The organism is Bradyrhizobium sp. WD16, assembly GCF_024181725.1.
Classification (GTDB): Bacteria; Pseudomonadota; Alphaproteobacteria; order Rhizobiales; family Xanthobacteraceae; genus Bradyrhizobium_A.
The window spans coordinates 4,479,483-4,496,415 of record NZ_CP028908.1 but is presented as its reverse complement, the minus strand read 5'-3'; the positions used below and the strand labels follow the sequence as shown (position 1 = coordinate 4,496,415).

Below are 16,933 nucleotides of genomic sequence, written 5' to 3'. Positions count from 1 at the left end.
CCGACAGCAGAACCGCAAGGACTACACCAGACGGCTCTGCTCCACCGCCGCCTCGACGAAGGAGGCGAACAGCGGATGCGGCTCGAACGGCCGCGACTTCAGCTCGGGATGGAACTGGACGCCGATGAACCAGGGATGGTTTTCGTATTCGACGATCTCCGGCAGCAGGCCGTCCGGCGACAGGCCGGAGAAGCGCAGGCCGTGCTGCTCGAGGCGGTCCTTGTAGGCGGTGTTGACCTCGTAGCGATGGCGGTGGCGCTCGGAAATTTCCAGCGCGCCGCCGTAGATCCGCGACACCCGGCTGCCGCGCACGAGGCTCGCCGGATAGGCGCCGAGCCGCATGGTGCCGCCGAGATCGCCGGCGACGTTGCGCTGTTCGAGTTCGTTGCCGCGCAGCCATTCCGTCATCAGGCCGACCACCGGCTCGGCGGTCGGGCCGAACTCGGTGGAGTTGGCCTCGGCGATGCCGCCGAGATTGCGCGCCGCCTCGATCACCGCCATCTGCATGCCGAAGCAGATGCCGAAATACGGCACCTTGCGCTCCCGCGCGAAGCGCGCCGCGCGGATCTTGCCCTCGGCGCCGCGCTGGCCGAAGCCGCCGGGCACCAGAATGCCGTTGACGTCCTCGAGGAACGGCGCCGGATCCTCGTTCTCGAACACTTCGCTCTCGATCCAGTCGAGATTGACCTTGACCTTGTTGGCGATGCCGCCGTGGGCGAGCGCCTCGATCAGCGACTTATAGGCATCCTTCATCCCGGTGTATTTGCCGACGATGGCGATCGTCACCTGGCCTTCCGGATTGCGGATGCGCTCGTTGATATTGTGCCAGCTCGCCAGGACCGGCGGGCTCCTGGGCTCGATGTTGAAGGCGGCCAGCACCTCGTCGTCGAGGCCGGCGGCGTGATAGGCCTCCGGCACGGCATAGATGTTGTCGACGTCGCGCGCCTCGATGACCGCGCTCTCACGGACGTTGCAGAACAGGCCGAGCTTGCGCCGCTCCTCCTTGGGGATCGGGCGGTCGGTGCGGCACAGCAGGATATCCGGCTGGATGCCGATCGAGCGCAGCTCCTTGACCGAGTGCTGGGTCGGCTTGGTCTTGAGCTCGCCGGCGCTCGGGATGTAGGGCAACAGCGTGAGGTGGATGTAGACCACCTGCTCGCGCGGCAGGTCGTTCTTGATCTGGCGGATCGCCTCGAAGAACGGCAGGCCCTCGATATCGCCGACCGTGCCGCCGATCTCGACCAGCACGAAATCGTAGCCCTCATTGCCGCTGCGGATGAAATCCTTGATCGCGTTGGTGACGTGCGGAACCACCTGGATGGTGGCGCCGAGATAATCGCCGCGCCGCTCCTTGGTCAGGATGTCCTGATAGATCCGGCCGGTGGTGATGTTGTCCTGCTTGGTCGCCGGACGTCCGGTGAATCGCTCGTAGTGACCGAGGTCGAGATCGGTCTCGGCGCCGTCGTCGGTGACGAAGACCTCGCCGTGCTGATACGGCGACATCGTCCCTGGATCGAGGTTGAGGTAGGGGTCGAGCTTGCGAAGCCGGACCTTGTAGCCCCTCGCCTGCAGCAGTGCGCCGAGCGCAGCCGATGCCAGCCCCTTGCCGAGCGAGGAAACCACGCCGCCGGTGATGAAAATGTACCGCGCCATGGGCTTTGACCTTTAACGCTCGACGCCCGATTCGCAAAAGCGAATCGCCAATTTCTCCAGCCGCCGTCGGCGGCTGTGGGTGAATTCGAATAAACGTGTTTCCTCAGCCGCTTGGCGCGACTACTTCAGAACTTGCCGCGACCGAAGCGCGGCTGCCCTGCATTATTGCGAGCGCGGGGGCGCCGGCGCCGCGGGAGGCTGCGCCTGATCCTGCTTCTGGAGCTGATCGAGAATACCGCCACCCGTCGGCGGCGCGACCGGAACGGCACCGCCGGGCGCCGAGATCGGCGCCGGGCTGGTGTTGATGATCGAGCTCGGCTTGCGGTCGTAGGTCGCCAGCCACGACAGGAACAGGCTGGTGAGGAAGAAGCCGCCGGCCAGAACGGCCGTGGTCCGGGTCAGCAGGTTGGCCGTGCCACGACTGCTCATGAAACCGCCGCCTCCGCCGATGCCGAGGCCGCCGCCTTCCGAGCGCTGCAGCAACACGGCGCCGATCAGGGCGGATACGATCATGAGGTGAATGGCAATGACGACGGTCTGCATCGGATCCTTCCCGAGGCGAACGCCGATCGCCGCTGCGACAGCAGCGATCGAGGGTTCGCGGGCATTGGTTTGGCGCGGTGTCTACACGATGACGGCGGCGATGACCACCCCCGCGCCGATGGCTGATTTAGGGACAGGCGCTTGCGATCGCAAGGAAATCGGCGGCGGTCAGACTGGCGCCGCCAACCAGGGCACCGCCCACATCGGCCACCGCGAGAAGCTCGGCAGCATTCGAGGGTTTCACCGACCCGCCATAAAGGATCCTGACCGCGGCGCCGTCGGAGCTAAACTTCTCATTCAACTTCTGCCGGATAAAGCCATGAACTTCCTCGACATCCTTGGCTGTCGGCGTCCGCCCGGTGCCGATCGCCCAGACCGGCTCATAGGCCACCACCAGATTGGTGGGGGTGGCCCGCTCCGGCAGCGAGCCGGCGATCTGACGGCCGATCACCTCCAGGGTCTTGCCCCCGTCGCGCTCGGCCTGGGTCTCGCCGACGCAGACGATGGCCAACAATCCAGCCCGCCACGCCGCGCGCGCCTTGTCGCGCACCATGGCGTCGGTCTCGCCATGGTCGCTGCGCCGCTCCGAATGGCCGACGATCACCGCCGTGGCGCCGACATCCGCCAGCATCTCGGCCGAGACGTCCCCGGTATGGGCGCCTGAGGCCGCGGGGTGGCAATCCTGGCCGCCGAGAGCGAGGCGCGACCCCTTGGCGATGGCGACCGCGCTCGACAGCAGCGTCGCCGGCGGACAGATCATCAGGTCGGCCTGCGTCAGCTTGTCGGAACCCTGGGCGATCGCCGCCAGCTCCACCGCCGACGACCTCAGCCCGTTCATCTTCCAGTTGCCCGCGATCAGCGGCCGTGTCCGTCCCGGCATTTTTCCCTCATCTGACTGACCGCGACAGGAGCTAGTGTCCCGTTTCCAACGTTCGTATTCCTTTGCCGCAGGCGCTCATACGAACGTTGGAAACAAAGGGACACTAGCATCAATATGATTCTAGTGCGGTTTGGGATCTGACGCTCGTATGACGAATTCGCTGCAAATGCTGATACGAGCGTCAGATCCAGCGCACTAGCAGAGGGAGCGACGGAACGCCAGTTGCCGACCGCGCGGCGGGCGGCCGCGGGGGTGGAAAGCCCATTTTTTGGTGCTAAAGGATGTTAAACAACGAGTTGGCGCGTATAAGCACGCCCGTTCCCCTCTCCTCCAGACACGACGGACGCAATGCTTCGAGGAATGCGAAAAGCCTCATCCAATTGGCTCGGCAAGGCCATCATGGCCACGGTCATGGGTGTGCTGATCATCAGTTTCGGCATCTGGGGCATCGCTGACATCTTCCGCGGCTTCGGCCAGTCGACCCTGGCGAAAGTCGGCTCGACCGAGATTTCCACCGAGCAGTTCCGCCAGCTCTTCACCGAGAAGCTGCAGCAGATCGGCCGCCAGTTCGGTCGCCCGCTGACGGCGGAACAGGCCCGGGCCTTCGGCCTCGACCGCCAGCTGCTGCAGCAGACCATCGCCGAGACCGCCCTCGACGAGGGCGCCCGCCGCATGGGCCTGAACCAGTCCGACGCCGAGCTCGTCCGCGCCATCCACGCCGATCCCAACTTCAGGGGCCCGACCGGCACCTTCGATGCCAACCGCTTCATCGCCACGATCCGGCAGTTCGGCTACACCGAGGCGCGCTACATCGCCGAACAGCGCAAGGTGACCTTGCGGCGCGAGATCGCCGGGGCGCTGTCCGCCCAGCTCGAGCCGAGCCGTACCCAGCTCGATAGCCTCAACCGCTTCCAGAACGAGCAGCGCTCGATCGCCTTCCTGCGGCTCGCCGCCGCCCAGGCCGGCACCATCGCGGCCCCCTCGCCCGAAGTGCTGGCCAACTATTTCGAGGAGAAGAAGGCGCTGTTCCGGGCCCCCGAGTTCCGCAAGATCGCCGTGGTCGTCGCCACGCCCGAAGACGTCGCCAAGTGGTCGACGGTGTCGGACGAGGATGCCAGGAAGGTCTACCAGGACCGGCTGGCATCGCTGTCGACGCCGGAGAAACGGCAGATCGCGCAGATCGTCGTCCCCAACCTCGACGAGGCCAAGGCGGCGCGGGCGAAGATCGCCGCCGGCATGTCCTTCGAGGACCTCGCCAAGGAGCGCAAGCTCAGCGCCACCGACATCGACCTCGGCCTGGTGTCGAAATCCGCGATCATCGATACCGCGGTCGCCGACGCCGCCTTCGCCCTCGCCGAGGGCAACGTCAGCCAGCCGGTGCAGGGCCAGTTCGGCGTCGCGCTGCTCAAGGTCACCAAGATCGAGCCCGGCTCGACCCCGGCCTTTGAGACCATCGCCCCCAAGCTGAAGACCGAGATCGCGGTGGAGCGCGCCCGCGCCAGGATCAGCGACATCTACAACAAGATCGAGGACGAACGCGGCGGCGGCGCCAGCATCATCGACGCCGCGCAAAAGGTCGGCCTCAAGGCGACGGTGATCGATGCCGTCGACCGGTCCGGCCGCGCCCCCGACGGCCAGGCGGTCCAGGGGCTGCCCCAGGGCTTCGACCTCGTCACCGCCGCCTTCGCCAGCAACGTCAATGTCGAGAACGATCCGCAGCAATACCGCGGCGGCTATCTCTGGTACGAGGTGCTCGACGTCACGCCGTCCCGCGACCGCTCGCTGGACGAGGTCAAGCCGCAGGTCGAGGCGCGCTGGAAAGACGACCAGGTCGCAGCCCGCCTGCGCGACAAGGCCAAGGAGCTGCTCGGCAAGCTCGAGGGCGGCGCCAAGCTCGACGACGAGGCCAAGGCGCTCGCCGCGAAGATCGAGACCACGGCGGACTTCAAGCGTTCGGCCGGCGCCGAGATCATCGCCCCGGCGGTGCTCGACCTCGCCTTCAAGACCGCCAAGGGCAGCTATGGCCAGGCCCAGGGCGCGAGCAGCACCGAGTTCATCGTGTTCCGCGTCACCGACATCAAGGTCCCGACGCTCGACCTCGCGGCGGACGACACCAAGAAGCTGAAGGGCGGACTGCAGCAGTCGTTGAGCGATGAACTGATCGGCCAGTACATCACCCGCCTTGAATCCGATCTCGGCGTCACCATCAACGAGGCGGCTGTCGCCGCCGCCACCGGCGCCGCCACGACGAACTGATGATCATGGACGATTTCAAAGCCATTATCGCCAAGGTCGCCACCGGCGCCGCCTTGTCGCGCGACGAAGCCGCCACCGCCTTCGATCGCATGATGTCCGGTGAAGCGACGCCCTCGCAGATGGGCGGCCTGCTGATGGCCCTGCGGGTGCGCGGCGAGACCGTCGACGAAATCACCGGGGCGGTCACCGCGATGCGCGCCAAGATGCTCCGCGTCGATGCCCCCGAGGGCGCCATCGACGTGGTCGGCACCGGTGGCGACGGCTCCGGCTCGGTCAATGTCTCGACTTGCGCCTCCTTCATCGTCGCCGGCGCCGGCGTGCCGGTGGCCAAGCACGGCAACCGCGCGCTGTCGTCGAAATCCGGCGCGGCCGACTGTCTTGCCGCACTCGGCGTCCGGATCGATCTCGCCCCCGAGGACGTCGGCCGCTGCATCGAAACGACCGGCATCGGCTTCATGTTCGCGCCGACCCATCATCCCGCGATGAAGAACGTCGGACCGACCCGGGTCGAACTCGCGACCCGCACCATCTTCAACCTGCTCGGACCGCTGTCGAACCCGGCCGGCGTGCGCCGCCAGATGGTCGGCGTGTTTTCCCGGCAGTGGGTTCAGCCGCTGGCCGAGGTGCTCAAGAATCTCGGCTCCGAACATGCCTGGGTGGTGCACGGCTCCGACGGTCTCGACGAGATCACCCTGACCGGTCCGACCTTCGTCGCCGAACTCAAGCAGGGCGAGATCCGCACCTTCGAAGTGACGCCGGAAGCAGTCGGCCTGTCGCGCGCCGAGACCGGGGCGCTCAAGGGCGGCGATGCGGCGGAGAACGCCGCGGCGCTGCGCGCGGTGCTCGCCGGCGCCCCGGGCGCCTACCGCGACGTCGCCCTGCTCAACGCCGCCGCGGCGCTGATCGTCGCCGGCCGGGCCACGGATCTGACCGAGGCGGTGGCGCTCGCACGGCAGTCGCTCGATTCCGGGGCCGCGGCGAAGAAGCTCGACGAACTCGCCATCATCTCCAACGCCTGAAGGACGACACCATGGCCGACATCCTCACCCGCATCGAGACCTACAAGCGCGAGGAGATCGCGGCGGCCAAAGCAGCGCGGCCGCTTGGCGAGATCGAGGCCGCCGCCAGCGCGGCAAGCCCGCCGCGCGGCTTCATCGCCGCGATCCGGCAGCGTCTTGCCCAGGGCGATTACGCGCTGATCGCCGAGATCAAGAAGGCCTCGCCGTCGAAGGGGCTGATCCGCGCCGATTTCGATCCGCCGGCGCTGGCGCGCGCCTATGAAGCCGGCGGCGCCACCTGCCTGTCGGTGCTGACCGACACGCCCTCGTTCCAGGGCCATCTCGATTACATGGTCGCGGCACGCGCGGCGGTGAAGCTGCCGGTGCTGCGCAAGGACTTCATGTTCGACCCCTATCAGGTGGTCGAGGCCCGCGCCTTTGGCGCCGACTGCATCCTGATCATTCTCGCCGCGCTCTCCGACGCCGCGGCGAAGGAGATCGAGGATACCGCCCACGGCCTCGGCCTGGACGTGCTGCTCGAAATCCATGATCGCAGCGAACTCGATCGCGCCCTCAAGCTGAAATCGCCGCTGCTCGGCGTCAACAACCGTAACCTGCGCACCTTCGAGACCACCCTCGCCACCAGCGAGGCGCTGGCGCCGCTGATCCCCAAGGATCGCATCATGGTCGGCGAAAGCGGCATCTTCACCCCGGCCGACCTCGCCCGCCTCGCCCGCGTCGGCATATCGACCTTCCTGGTCGGCGAAAGCCTGATGCGCCAGGCGGACGTCACCGCGGCGACGAGCGCCCTGCTCGCCCGCGAAACACCACGGGCCGCCGGAGCGCGCTGACCGTGGCGGACAAGGGATCGCCTTCCCTGACCCACATCGATGCGCGCGGCGAGGCGCGCATGGTCGACGTATCCGCCAAGCCGGCGACCGAACGCGTCGCCGTCGCCGAGGGCCACATCGTCGTCTCGAAGGAAACCCTCGACCTGATCGTGTCCGGCAACGCCGCCAAGGGCGACGTGCTCGGCACCGCACGTATCGCCGGCATCATGGCGGCCAAGCGCACCTCCGAGCTCATTCCGCTCTGCCATCCGCTGGCGCTGTCCAAGGTCACCGTCGACATCGTTCCCGACCCGGCGCTGCCGGGCTGCCGCGTCACGGCGACCGTCAAGGTCACCGGCCCGACCGGAGTCGAAATGGAGGCGCTCACCGCGGTCTCCGTCGCCTGCCTGACCGTCTACGACATGGTCAAGGCAGTGGAGCGCGGCGCCCGCATCGAGGCCATCCGGCTCCTCGAGAAGAGCGGCGGCAAGTCGGGCACTTACAAGTCGGGCACCGACAAGGCGCCGCCGGCCGCGACCGGCCGCAAACGCTGAAGCGAAAACGAAAAGGGAGGACGCCATGGCGCTGATGCCCGTTGCCGAAGCGCTCGAGGCCGTGCTCGACGGCGCCGCTGCGCTCGGCACGGAAATGGTGGCGCTCGATGACGCCTGCCATCGTGTCCTGGCCCGCGACATCGCCGCGTTGCGCTCCCAGCCGCCGAGCGCGATGTCGGCCATGGACGGCTATGCGGTGCGCGCGAGCGACGTTGCCGAGGTGCCGACCCGTCTGCGGGTGATCGGCGAGATCGCCGCCGGCCGGCCGTTTGCCGGCGCGCTGGGACCGGGCGAGGCGCTGCGCATCTTCACCGGCGGCGTCGTCCCCGATGGCGCCGACGCCGTGGTGATCCAGGAGGACACCACCGCGGAGAACGGCACGGTGGTGGTGCACGTGAGCGTGCGCGCCGGCCGCCATGTCCGCGTCGCCGGCGTCGACTTCCGCGAGGGCGACGTGCTGCTGCGCGCCGGCCGGAGGCTCTCCGATCGCGATCTCTCCCTCGCCGCGGCCATGAACCATCCGGCGCTGCCGGTGAGCCGGCGGCCGAAGCTGGCGATCTTCGCCACCGGCGACGAACTGGTGATGCCCGGGACGACGCCCGGCCCGGGGCAGATCGTCTATTCCAACGGCTATGCGCTGCGGGCGCTGGCACGCAGCGAGGGCGCCGAGGTGGTCGATCTCGGCCTGGTCGGCGACACCGTCGAGGCCACCGTCGCCGCGGTGCGGAGCGCCCGCGCGGCCGGCGCCGACATCCTCGTCAGCACCGGTGGCGCATCGGTCGGCGACCACGACGTGGTGCAGCAGGCGCTCGAAGCCGAAGCCGTCACCATGGCGTTCTGGAAGATCGCGATGCGGCCCGGCAAGCCGATGATGCACGGCCGGCTCGGCGCCATGCGCGTGCTCGGGCTGCCGGGCAATCCGGTGTCGTCCTATGTCTGCGCCTTCCTGTTCATGGCGCCGCTGATCCGGGCGCTGTCCGGCCGCAGCGACGTCCGCCACATGGCCGAACAGGCGGTGCTGGGCGCCGACCTGCCGGCCAACGACCAGCGCCACGACTACCTGCGCGCGCGCCTGGCGAGCGGCGCCGATGGCCGCCAGATCGCCACCCCCGTGCTGCAGCAGGATTCTTCGCTGCTCGCCAAGCTCTCCGAGGCCGGCGCGCTGATCCTGCGGCCGCCGCTCGCGCCGCCGGCCAAGGCGGGATCGCCGTGTGACATCCTTAAGCTTCCCCTCTGACGCTAGCTCGATTTGTTGACGCCAAATTAAGATGTTGCGGAACACATATGGAACATATAGTGTCCGTTCATGATTTGTTTCGAGCGAGTCTCCTCCGCGCGCGCATCCCGCAGGGATGCTGAGAAGAGAACGCTCAACTCGAAACGATCACGAGAGGCGGCCGCTTCAGCAGTGAACCGGCCAGCGAAGCTGGCCAATGAAGCTCGATCCAACGATGTGGCCCCGCATTCCAAGGGATTCAGATGCTCACGCGCAAACAGTATGAACTGCTCCGCTTCATCAACGAGCGCCTGAAGGAGTCCGGCGTGCCGCCGTCCTTCGACGAGATGAAGGACGCCCTCGACCTGCGCTCGAAGTCGGGCATCCACCGCCTGATCACCGCCCTCGAGGAGCGCGGCTTCATCCGCCGCCTGCCCAACCGCGCCAGGGCCATCGACGTCATCAAGATGCCCGAGCAGGCCGGCAACGCCGGCGCGCGCCGCGGCTTCACGCCGAGCGTCATCGAAGGCAATCTCGGCCGCGTGGTGCGCGCCCCCGCCGAGGACGAAGGCGGCCGCCCGGTAGCCATCCCGGTGATGGGCCGGATCGCCGCCGGTACGCCGATCGAGGCGCTGCAGACCCGCAGCCACACCATCAACGTCCCGCCGGAGATGCTGGCCTCGGGCGAGCACTATGCCCTCGAGGTCCGCGGCGATTCCATGGTCGACGCCGGCATTCTCGACGGCGACGTGGCGCTGATCCAGCGCACCGAGGCCGCCGACACCGGCGACATCGTGGTCGCGCTGATCGACGAGGAGGAAGCAACGCTCAAGCGCTTCCGCCGGCGCGGCGCCTCGATCGCGCTGGAGCCGGCCAACCCGGCCTATGAAGTCAGAATCCTGCCGCCCAACCGGGTGCGCATCCAGGGCAAGCTGGTCAGCCTGTTCCGCCGCTACTGAGCGCGAGAGCGCGGCTCGCCTAAAGGCCGGCCGAGCGCAGCACCGCGTCGAGCCGCGCCTTCAGGGCGGCGCCGTCGGCTACCGCCCGCAACGGCGGGCGGACCTGCGCCCAGGCGCTGTCGCCGGTCTGGGCAGCGAGGATCGCCTTGAGCGCCGGCACGAACGGCCGCCCGCTCACCAGCGCGATCGCCTCGCGCATCGCGATTTCCTTGGCGGTTTCCTTGGCGGTTTCCTTGGCCGTATCCTTGGCCGGACCATCCAGCATCATCTTCACCAGCGCCGGCGCGACATTGGCCATGCCGCAGATCGTACCGGCGCCGCCCTCGGCCATGGCGCGGGCGATATCGGCCTCGTTGCCGACGGTGACCGCAAGCTGCGGCGCCGCGGCGCGGAAGGCGCGAAACTGATCGAAATCGGCACTGCTGTCCTTCACCCCGGCGACGACGTGGCCGTAGCGCGCCCGCAGCTTCGCGGCGACGTCCGGCGGCACGCCGACGCCCGCGACCTGGGGAATGTGATAGAGCGTCAGCCGCAACCGGTCGTCGGCGACGGCGTCGAGAATGGCGGCGAAGGCGCTCTCGATCCCCGCGGCATCGACGTCGCGGTAGAAATAGGGCGGCAGCAGCAGAATCTGCGTCAGGCCGGCGGCGAGCGCCGCGCGGGTCAAGCTGATGCTGTCGGTGATCGCGGCAAAGCCGCCGCCGAGACCGATGCGGCCCGGCGCGATGCCGGCGCCGAGCAGCGCCTCGACGGTGGCGATGCGTTCGCCGACATTGAACGAGGTCCCCTCGCCGGTCGTGCCGAACAGCACCACGCCGTCGATGCCGGCGGCGAACAAGCCGCGGACATGGGTGGCGAGCCGCGCGTTGTCGACCGCGCCCAGCGCGGTCAGCGGCGTCGGAACGGCGGTCCAGTAGCCGCGAATGGCGTCAGTCATGTCGTCTCCATTGAATCATCTCGGCATCACGAGATCTGGCAGAAAGGTCGTCAGCGGCGGCCACAGCGTGATCATCGCCAGCACCACCAAGAGCGGCACCAGCCATGGCAGCACCGCGCGCGACATGGTCTCGAACGAGATCTCGGCGATCCGCGAGGTGATGAACAGAACGACGCCGATCGGCGGGTGGATGGTGCCGAGGATCAGGTTGAAGATCATCATGATGCCGAACTGCACCGGGGGAATGCCGAAGCTGTGCGCCGCCGGCATCAGGATCGGAATCAGGATCAGGAGCGCCGCCAGCGTCTCCATGAAGCAGCCGACGACGAGCAGCATCACGTTGCAGATCAGAAGGAACATCAGCGGACTGCCGATCGAGGCGACCATCGCCGGCGCCACCGTCTGCGGAATGCGCGACAGCGACATGCACCAGCCGAGCGCGCCGGCCGCCATCACCAGCACGGCGACCACACCCACCGTCTCCACGGTCTCGACCGCAACGCGGAATAGGTCGGCCGGGGTGAGCGTGCGATACACCACGAGGCCGAGGAACAGCGCATAGGTGCTGGCCACCGCCGCGGCCTCGGTCGGGGTGAACAGGCCGCTGAACATGCCCGACAGCAGGATCACCGGGGTGAGCAGCGCGAAGATGCCGTCGCGCAGCGACAGCCACAATTCGCGCCAGCCGGGGAAGCGCTGCTTGGGGAAGCCCTGGCGGCGGCCGATCACGGCGACCATCACCATCAGCGACGCCGCCATCATCAGGCCGGGCACGCAGCCGGCAAGGAACAGGCGGCCGACCGAGATATCCGAGGTCACGCCGAAGATCACGATCGGCAGGCTGGGCGGCACGATGGCGCCGATGGTCGCGGCCGAGGCGGTGATCGAGGCGGCGGTTTCCGGCCGGTAGCCGGCGCGCTTCATGGCGCGGATCTCGACCGCGCCGGTGCCGGCGGCGTCGGCCACCGCCGAGCCGGCCATGCCGGCGAAGATCAGGCTGGAGAGGATGCTGGCCTGGGCGTAGCCGCCGCGCAGCGATCCCATCACCGCCGTGGCGAAGCGCACGATCCGGTCGGTGATGCGGGCGGCGCCAAGCAGGTTGCCCATCAGGATGAACAGCGGCGCGGCGACGATGGGAAAGGAATTCATCGCCTGCACCATCTTCTGCGGCACGATGCTCGGCGACAGGCCGGACAGGGCGACGAAGGCCAGCGCCGCGAGACCCATCGCCGCGAACAGCGGCAGGCCGGACAGGATCGCCAGCAGCCACAGCGCGCCGATCTCGATCATCAGCGTCGTCATTCGACGTCCACCGCGGTCGTCAGCGCCGGCCCGCCCGGCCGGCGCCAGGCATCGACAGCCGCCTGGAGCGCGACGAGGAGGCCGGCCGGCGCCATCGGCGCATAGAGCCAGGCCATGGACAGCGGCAGCGAGGTCGCCTCGAGATCGGCATTCTTCTGCACCAGCTGCACCGCGAACCACGCCACCGTCAGCCCGAGCACGACGATGGCGAGCTGGATCACCGTCTCGGCGCCGCGCCAGGCGCGCTTGGGCAGCATGTTCTGGAAGAAGCGGATGCGGACATGGCCATGCCTGCGGCTCGCCAACACCCAGCCGGTCGCGGCCAGCCAGACCATCAGCATGCGCGCGGCTTCGTCGGTCCAGATCAGAGGCTCGCCGGCGCCGCGGGTGACGATGCCGAGCAGCACGCAGACCAGAAGGGCCGCGAGCAGTGCGCAGCCGAACGCCTGGGCGGCGCGATCGAGCAGCCTGGTTGCCATGGCGCCGTCCCTGCCGCCTTACGCCGAGGCCACCTTGTCCCACAGCCCCCTGCCCCATTTGGCCTCGAACTTCGCCGGCAGGCTGGCGAGCACGGGCTTGCGGAAGCTGTCGAGGTCCGGCTCGATCACGGTCATGCCGGCGTCGCGGAAGGTGTTGGTGAGCCCGGTTTCCTGGCGCACGATCTCCTCGTCCTGCTCGCGGCCGAAGCGCGCCAGCGACGCACGCAGCACCTCCTTGTGCTTGTCGGGAATCGCCTTCCAGGTGCCCTCGTTGATGGCGATCAGGCGCGGGCTCATGATGTGAGCCGTGCGGACCAGGAATTTCTGCACCTCGTAGAACTTGCTCGAATGGATGGTCGGCAGCGGGTTCTCCTCGCCGTCGACCGCGCCCTGGCTCAGCGCCAGATAGAGCTCGCCGAAATTGAGCGGCGTCGGCCGGGCGCCCCAGGCTTCGGCCATGGCGCGATAGGTGTCGACCTCGGGGATGCGCAGCTTGAATCCCGCCATCTCGCCGACATTGTGGACGGCGCGCGAGCCCGAGGTGACGTGGCGCGTCCCGTAATAGGTCGAGCCGACCACGCGCATGTTGCGCTTGCCGGCGAGCTGGGCGTTCATGTCGTCCATCAGCGGCGCCGACAGCGCGCGGCGCATGTGCGCCGGGTCCTTCCAGATATAGGGCGCTTCCAGGATCGAGAACGGCGCGACGAACTGGCCGAACTGGGCCGCGCCCTCGTCGACCATCTGGATGGCGCCGGTCGAGGTCGCCTCGATGACGTCGCGGGACGAGCCGAGCTGGCCGCTGGGGAAAGTCTGGATGTCGATCTCGCCGGAGGTCTTCTCGCGGACGTCCGCCGCGACCTTGTCCATCATCGCGACGCCCGGATGGCTCGCGGTCAGCACGGTGGCCCAGCGCAGCACCGTCGCCGCCCGGGCCGGACGGGCGCGCAGGCTGAGGGCGCCGCCGGCAACGGCGGCAAGCGCGGTCCGACGGGTCAGTCGCGATGCGTCCATGATCTCCTCCCCCCGTGTCGCGGGTCGCGCGCCAGGCTCACGCCAAGCGCGACCCATTATGTTTCAACTAACATGTTAGTTGTTTGATCAGATCATGCAAGCGCAATGTGCCGGCGGCCAAGCCGGCACATCGGCGACTTCAGCGCCGCGAACCTCCACGTCCCCGCCGCCGCAGATAGACGCGCGCGGCGTTGCCGCCGAACACCGCGGCGCGCTCGGCGTCGGCAAGGTCGGCGAACAGGGCATCGGCGGCAGCGAACCAGAGCGCATAGTCGCCGGCGAGATTGACCACCGGCCAGTCGCTTCCCCACAGCAGCCGCGCGGCACCATAGCAGTCGCGGACATGATCGACGGCGCGGCGCAGGTCGGCCACGGTCCACCCCGGCGCCGCTTCGGTCGCAAGCCCCGAGATCTTGCAGACGACGTTGGGACTTTGCGCCAGTTCGGCGATGTCGGCGCGCCATGACGACAGATCGCCGCCCTTGAGCGGCGGTTTGGCGCAGTGATCGAGCACCACCGCGAGTTCGGGATGACGCCGGCAGAGCCGGATCAGGCGCGGCAGATGGCGCGGCAGCACCAGGGCATCGAACACCAGACCATGCCGCGCCATCGCCGCGAGCGGTGCAGCGAGGTGCGGGCGCAGCAGCCAGTCGTCGTCGGCGAGGTCCTGCACCATCGGCCGCAGTCCGACGAGGAGCGGCTGCTCCGCCAGTTCGTCGATGCGCGCGGCGGCGTCGGGCGCGTCGAAATCGGTCCAGCCGACGACGCCGCGGATCGTCTCGCTCGCGGCTGCGACCTGCAGCAGGAAATCGGTCTCCGCCTCGCTCGGCGCGGCCTGGACCAGGATCGTGCCGCCGATGCCCGCCGCCGCGAGCAGGGGCGCGAGATCCTCGACGCCGAAGTCGCGGTAGATCGGCGCGAGCTGCGGCGTCCGCCAGCCATAATCGCCGCGTGCGATCTGCCAGACATGATGGTGCGCATCGATCCGCATCACACTCCCTCAGGCACCGGCGCCGCCTGATCGAGCAGTCCCTCCGCCTTGAGGTCGCGCCACAGCGCCGCCGGGACGGCGCGGCGCACGGCCGCGATGTTGCGCTCGACTTCCGCCGCGCTCTGGGCGCCGAGCACGACGCTGGCGACCGCGGGGTGGCCGAGGGCGAACTGCACGGCCGCAACCGGCAGTGCCACGCCATGGGCGGCGCAGACCCGCTCGATCCGCGCCACCTTGGCGAGCACCTCGGGCGGTGCGTCGCGGTAGTTGTATTTGGCGCCCGGCACTGCGCCGGTCGCCAGGATGCCGGAATTGAACACGCCGCCGAGCAGCACGCCGATGCCCTTGCGCAGCGCCAGCGGCAGGAATTCCGGCAATGCCGGCTGCTCCAGCAGCGAGTAGCGCCCCGCCAGCAGCATGACGTCGAAATCGCCCGCCTGCGCGAAGCGCACGCACATGTCGGCTTCATTGACGCCGATGCCGATACCGGCGACGACGCCCTCGCCGCGCAGGCGCTCGAGGGCGACATAGGCGCCGGTCATGGCTTCGCCAAAGCGCTGTTCGATCGCCGCCTCGCCGTGGGTCCAGACGTCGACATCGTGGATCAGCAGCAGATCGAGGCGATCGGTGCCGAGCCGCAGCAGCGACTGCTCGATGGCCCGCATGGTGCCGTCGAACGAATAGTCGATCACGGCGCGATGGCGCATGCCGCCGAGGTAGCCGGAGCCGTCGCCCCGGCCGTGGAACGGATCCATGTAGCGCCCGACCTTGGTGCTGACCACGACCTCGTCGCGGCGAACGGCGCGCAGCGCCGTGCCGCAGCGGTGTTCGGCGAGCCCGTGGCCGTAGAGCGGCGCGGTGTCGATCAGATTGATGCCGTGATCGAGGCCGCAGCGGACCGCGCCGACGGCGGCCGCGTCATCGAGATGGGCATAGAGATCGCCGAGCGGCGCGGCGCCCAGTCCGATCGCCGAGACGCGAAGGCCGGTGCGCCCCAGCGCGCGACGCGGCAGGACCGATGCGTTGGGCATTGCCGCAAACTCCCTAGTGCGGTGGATCTGACGTATCAGCATTGCAGCGAGTACTTCGTACGAGCGTCAGATCCAAAACCGCACTAGAACCATAATGATGCCAGTGTCCCTTTGTTTCCGACGTTCGTATTAGCGCCTGCTGCAACGGTATACGAACGTTGGAAACGGGACACTAGTGCGGTGGATCTGACGCTCGTATCAGCATTGCAGCGAGTACTTCGTACGAGCGTCAGATCCAAAACCGCACTAGAACCATAATGATGCCAGTGTCCCTTTGTTTCCGACGTTCGTATTAGCGCCTGCTGCAACGGTATACGAACGTTGGAAACGGGACACTGGCGGCGCGTCGCGGCCGCCGATTTCGACTTGCCACGAGGCTATTTCTGTTGAGACTGACATGTCAATGTCAACTCACCGGCGCGGCGCGCCGACAGCGAGGGTCAGTCATGCCACGGGCCGACACCAAACGCGCGGCGAAGGCGCGGGCGAAGCCGCCGGCGAGATCCCCTGCCGCGGCGCCAGGCAAGGACGCCGGCCTGCCGGCCAATCTGCGCGACAAGGCCTATCGCGCCTTCACCCGCCGCCTGCTCAGCCAGCAGCTCAAGCCGGGGCAGTTCATCTCACAGCGGGAACTCGTCGAGATCACCGGCTTTCCGCTCGGCGCCATCCGCGAGCTGGTGCCGCGGCTGGAGGCCGAAGGCCTGATCCGGACCATTCCCCAGCGCGGCATGCAGATCGCGCAGGTCGATCTATCGCTGATCCAGCAGGCGTTCCAGTTCCGCCTGTTCATCGAGCGCGAAGCCATCGCGCTGTTCACCGCCGCGGCGCCGGACGACGTCCTGGCCGAACTGCGCGGCGCCCATGAACGCGTGCTCGCCCGCGCCAGCCGCGGCGAGATCGACGCCGACCTGATCGACGAGGCCCAGCGCACCGACTGGAGCTTTCACGATCGCATCGTCGATTCCCTCAACAACGCCATCATCTCCAACAGCTACCGCGTCAACTCGATCAAGATCCGCCTGATCCGGCAGTCGCAGACCCGCCTCGCCCGCGATCTCGTCGTGCCGGTGATGCAGGACCACATGGCGGTCCTCGATGCGCTGGACGCGCGCGATGCCGACAAGGCGGTGGCGGCGCTGACGAAGCATATCGAAAGCGCAAGGCTGCGCGCCCTGGGGCTGTGAGCGGCTATCGTATTCACACAGCGTCACAGACGCGGCGCTCGCTTCGGATTCTGCGTCGTCCCCCGCTTCAAGCCTACGAGATTCACGCATCCGGGCGGCGCCAACGGAG

At 68.2% G+C, this 16,933-nt stretch carries 16 protein-coding genes; 7 read left to right on the top strand and 9 right to left on the bottom strand.

What is annotated here, in order from left to right; genetic code table 11:
- Window positions 1-21: 21 nt before the first annotated feature.
- From DB459_RS20885 to tpiA, 3 genes are all read right to left on the bottom strand, one after another.
- Entirely contained in the window at window positions 22-1,653 is a 1,632-nt protein-coding gene (locus DB459_RS20885) for a CTP synthase (protein WP_253707331.1), read from the bottom strand.
- A 162-nt stretch (window positions 1,654-1,815) separates the two neighbouring features.
- A complete protein-coding gene (gene secG, locus DB459_RS20880) occupies window positions 1,816-2,196 on the bottom strand; it encodes a preprotein translocase subunit SecG (RefSeq protein WP_253707328.1) in 381 nt (126 codons plus the stop codon).
- Between the two features lie 127 nt (window positions 2,197-2,323).
- Complete coding sequence (tpiA, locus tag DB459_RS20875) at window positions 2,324-3,076, bottom strand: triose-phosphate isomerase (RefSeq protein WP_253707326.1); 753 nt, start codon at window positions 3,074-3,076, stop codon at window positions 2,324-2,326.
- A gap of 348 nt (window positions 3,077-3,424) precedes the next feature.
- Here tpiA and DB459_RS20870 point away from each other — a divergent pair, with 348 nt between their 5' ends.
- The 6 genes from DB459_RS20870 to lexA all read left to right on the top strand — a co-directional run bounded on the left by DB459_RS20870 (window position 3,425) and on the right by lexA (window position 9,889).
- A complete protein-coding gene (locus DB459_RS20870) occupies window positions 3,425-5,332 on the top strand; it encodes a peptidylprolyl isomerase (protein ID WP_253707324.1) in 1,908 nt (635 codons plus the stop codon).
- 5 nt (window positions 5,333-5,337) lie between these two features.
- Window positions 5,338-6,351, top strand: a complete 1,014-nt coding sequence (trpD, locus tag DB459_RS20865; RefSeq protein ID WP_253707315.1) for an anthranilate phosphoribosyltransferase — start codon at window positions 5,338-5,340, stop codon at window positions 6,349-6,351.
- An 11-nt stretch (window positions 6,352-6,362) separates the two neighbouring features.
- Window positions 6,363-7,181 (top strand): indole-3-glycerol phosphate synthase TrpC, encoded by an 819-nt coding sequence (trpC, locus tag DB459_RS20860; RefSeq protein WP_253707313.1) that lies wholly within the window; start codon window positions 6,363-6,365, stop codon window positions 7,179-7,181.
- Between the two features lie 2 nt (window positions 7,182-7,183).
- A complete protein-coding gene (moaC, locus tag DB459_RS20855; RefSeq protein ID WP_256519214.1) occupies window positions 7,184-7,714 on the top strand; it encodes a cyclic pyranopterin monophosphate synthase MoaC in 531 nt (176 codons plus the stop codon).
- A gap of 25 nt (window positions 7,715-7,739) precedes the next feature.
- Window positions 7,740-8,951, top strand: coding sequence for a gephyrin-like molybdotransferase Glp (gene glp / locus DB459_RS20850; protein WP_253707311.1), 1,212 nt, complete (start codon window positions 7,740-7,742; stop codon window positions 8,949-8,951).
- Window positions 8,952-9,193: 242 nt separating this feature from the next.
- Window positions 9,194-9,889 carry a transcriptional repressor LexA gene (lexA, locus tag DB459_RS20845; RefSeq protein WP_253707309.1) on the top strand — a complete coding sequence of 232 codons (696 nt, stop codon included), beginning with the start codon at window positions 9,194-9,196 and terminating at the stop codon, window positions 9,887-9,889.
- Between the two features lie 19 nt (window positions 9,890-9,908).
- On the opposite strand, the gene DB459_RS20840 is transcribed toward lexA, so the two are convergent.
- The 6 genes from DB459_RS20840 to DB459_RS20815 form a co-directional block, all read right to left on the bottom strand.
- Window positions 9,909-10,826 (bottom strand): dihydrodipicolinate synthase family protein, encoded by a 918-nt coding sequence (locus DB459_RS20840; protein ID WP_253707307.1) that lies wholly within the window; start codon window positions 10,824-10,826, stop codon window positions 9,909-9,911.
- A gap of 15 nt (window positions 10,827-10,841) precedes the next feature.
- A complete protein-coding gene (locus DB459_RS20835) occupies window positions 10,842-12,128 on the bottom strand; it encodes a TRAP transporter large permease (protein WP_253707305.1) in 1,287 nt (428 codons plus the stop codon).
- Window positions 12,125-12,607: a TRAP transporter small permease gene (locus DB459_RS20830; RefSeq protein WP_253707303.1), complete on the bottom strand. Its 483-nt coding sequence runs from the start codon at window positions 12,605-12,607 to the stop codon at window positions 12,125-12,127. Before DB459_RS20830 ends, DB459_RS20835 begins: the two co-directional genes overlap by 4 nt.
- 18 nt (window positions 12,608-12,625) lie before the next feature.
- On the bottom strand, window positions 12,626-13,618 hold the full coding sequence (locus tag DB459_RS20825; RefSeq protein ID WP_253707301.1) for a DctP family TRAP transporter solute-binding subunit: 993 nt from the start codon (window positions 13,616-13,618) through the stop codon (window positions 12,626-12,628).
- Between the two features lie 139 nt (window positions 13,619-13,757).
- The gene (locus DB459_RS20820; protein WP_253707299.1) at window positions 13,758-14,609 is read right to left on the bottom strand and encodes an amidohydrolase; all 852 of its coding nucleotides are present in this window, start codon (window positions 14,607-14,609) and stop codon (window positions 13,758-13,760) included.
- Entirely contained in the window at window positions 14,609-15,640 is a 1,032-nt protein-coding gene (locus DB459_RS20815; protein WP_253707296.1) for an aldo/keto reductase, read from the bottom strand. The genes DB459_RS20820 and DB459_RS20815 overlap by 1 nt, the downstream gene beginning before the upstream one ends.
- A 446-nt stretch (window positions 15,641-16,086) precedes the next feature.
- Here DB459_RS20815 and DB459_RS20810 point away from each other — a divergent pair, with 446 nt between their 5' ends.
- On the top strand, window positions 16,087-16,824 hold the full coding sequence (locus DB459_RS20810) for a GntR family transcriptional regulator (protein ID WP_253707294.1): 738 nt from the start codon (window positions 16,087-16,089) through the stop codon (window positions 16,822-16,824).
- The last annotated feature ends 109 nt before the right edge of the window (window positions 16,825-16,933 follow it).

Excerpts from the sequence above, each read along its gene's own strand:
- trpC (WP_253707313.1), top strand. The coding sequence starts at position 6,363 with ATGGCCGACATCCTCACCCGCATCGAGACCTACAAGCGCGAGGAGATC.
- DB459_RS20815 (WP_253707296.1), bottom strand. The coding sequence starts at position 15,640 with ATGCCCAACGCATCGGTCCTGCCGCGTCGCGCGCTGGGGCGCACCGGC.
- lexA (WP_253707309.1), top strand. The coding sequence starts at position 9,194 with ATGCTCACGCGCAAACAGTATGAACTGCTCCGCTTCATCAACGAGCGC.
- tpiA (WP_253707326.1), bottom strand. The coding sequence starts at position 3,076 with ATGCCGGGACGGACACGGCCGCTGATCGCGGGCAACTGGAAGATGAAC.
- trpD (WP_253707315.1), top strand. The coding sequence starts at position 5,338 with ATGGACGATTTCAAAGCCATTATCGCCAAGGTCGCCACCGGCGCCGCC.
- secG (WP_253707328.1), bottom strand. The coding sequence starts at position 2,196 with ATGCAGACCGTCGTCATTGCCATTCACCTCATGATCGTATCCGCCCTG.
- DB459_RS20825 (WP_253707301.1), bottom strand. The coding sequence starts at position 13,618 with ATGGACGCATCGCGACTGACCCGTCGGACCGCGCTTGCCGCCGTTGCC.
- DB459_RS20840 (WP_253707307.1), bottom strand. The coding sequence starts at position 10,826 with ATGACTGACGCCATTCGCGGCTACTGGACCGCCGTTCCGACGCCGCTG.
- DB459_RS20835 (WP_253707305.1), bottom strand. The coding sequence starts at position 12,128 with ATGACGACGCTGATGATCGAGATCGGCGCGCTGTGGCTGCTGGCGATC.
- DB459_RS20830 (WP_253707303.1), bottom strand. The coding sequence starts at position 12,607 with ATGGCAACCAGGCTGCTCGATCGCGCCGCCCAGGCGTTCGGCTGCGCA.
- DB459_RS20870 (WP_253707324.1), top strand. The coding sequence starts at position 3,425 with ATGCTTCGAGGAATGCGAAAAGCCTCATCCAATTGGCTCGGCAAGGCC.
- DB459_RS20885 (WP_253707331.1), bottom strand. The coding sequence starts at position 1,653 with ATGGCGCGGTACATTTTCATCACCGGCGGCGTGGTTTCCTCGCTCGGC.
- DB459_RS20820 (WP_253707299.1), bottom strand. The coding sequence starts at position 14,609 with ATGCGGATCGATGCGCACCATCATGTCTGGCAGATCGCACGCGGCGAT.
- glp (WP_253707311.1), top strand. The coding sequence starts at position 7,740 with ATGGCGCTGATGCCCGTTGCCGAAGCGCTCGAGGCCGTGCTCGACGGC.
- DB459_RS20810 (WP_253707294.1), top strand. The coding sequence starts at position 16,087 with ATGCCACGGGCCGACACCAAACGCGCGGCGAAGGCGCGGGCGAAGCCG.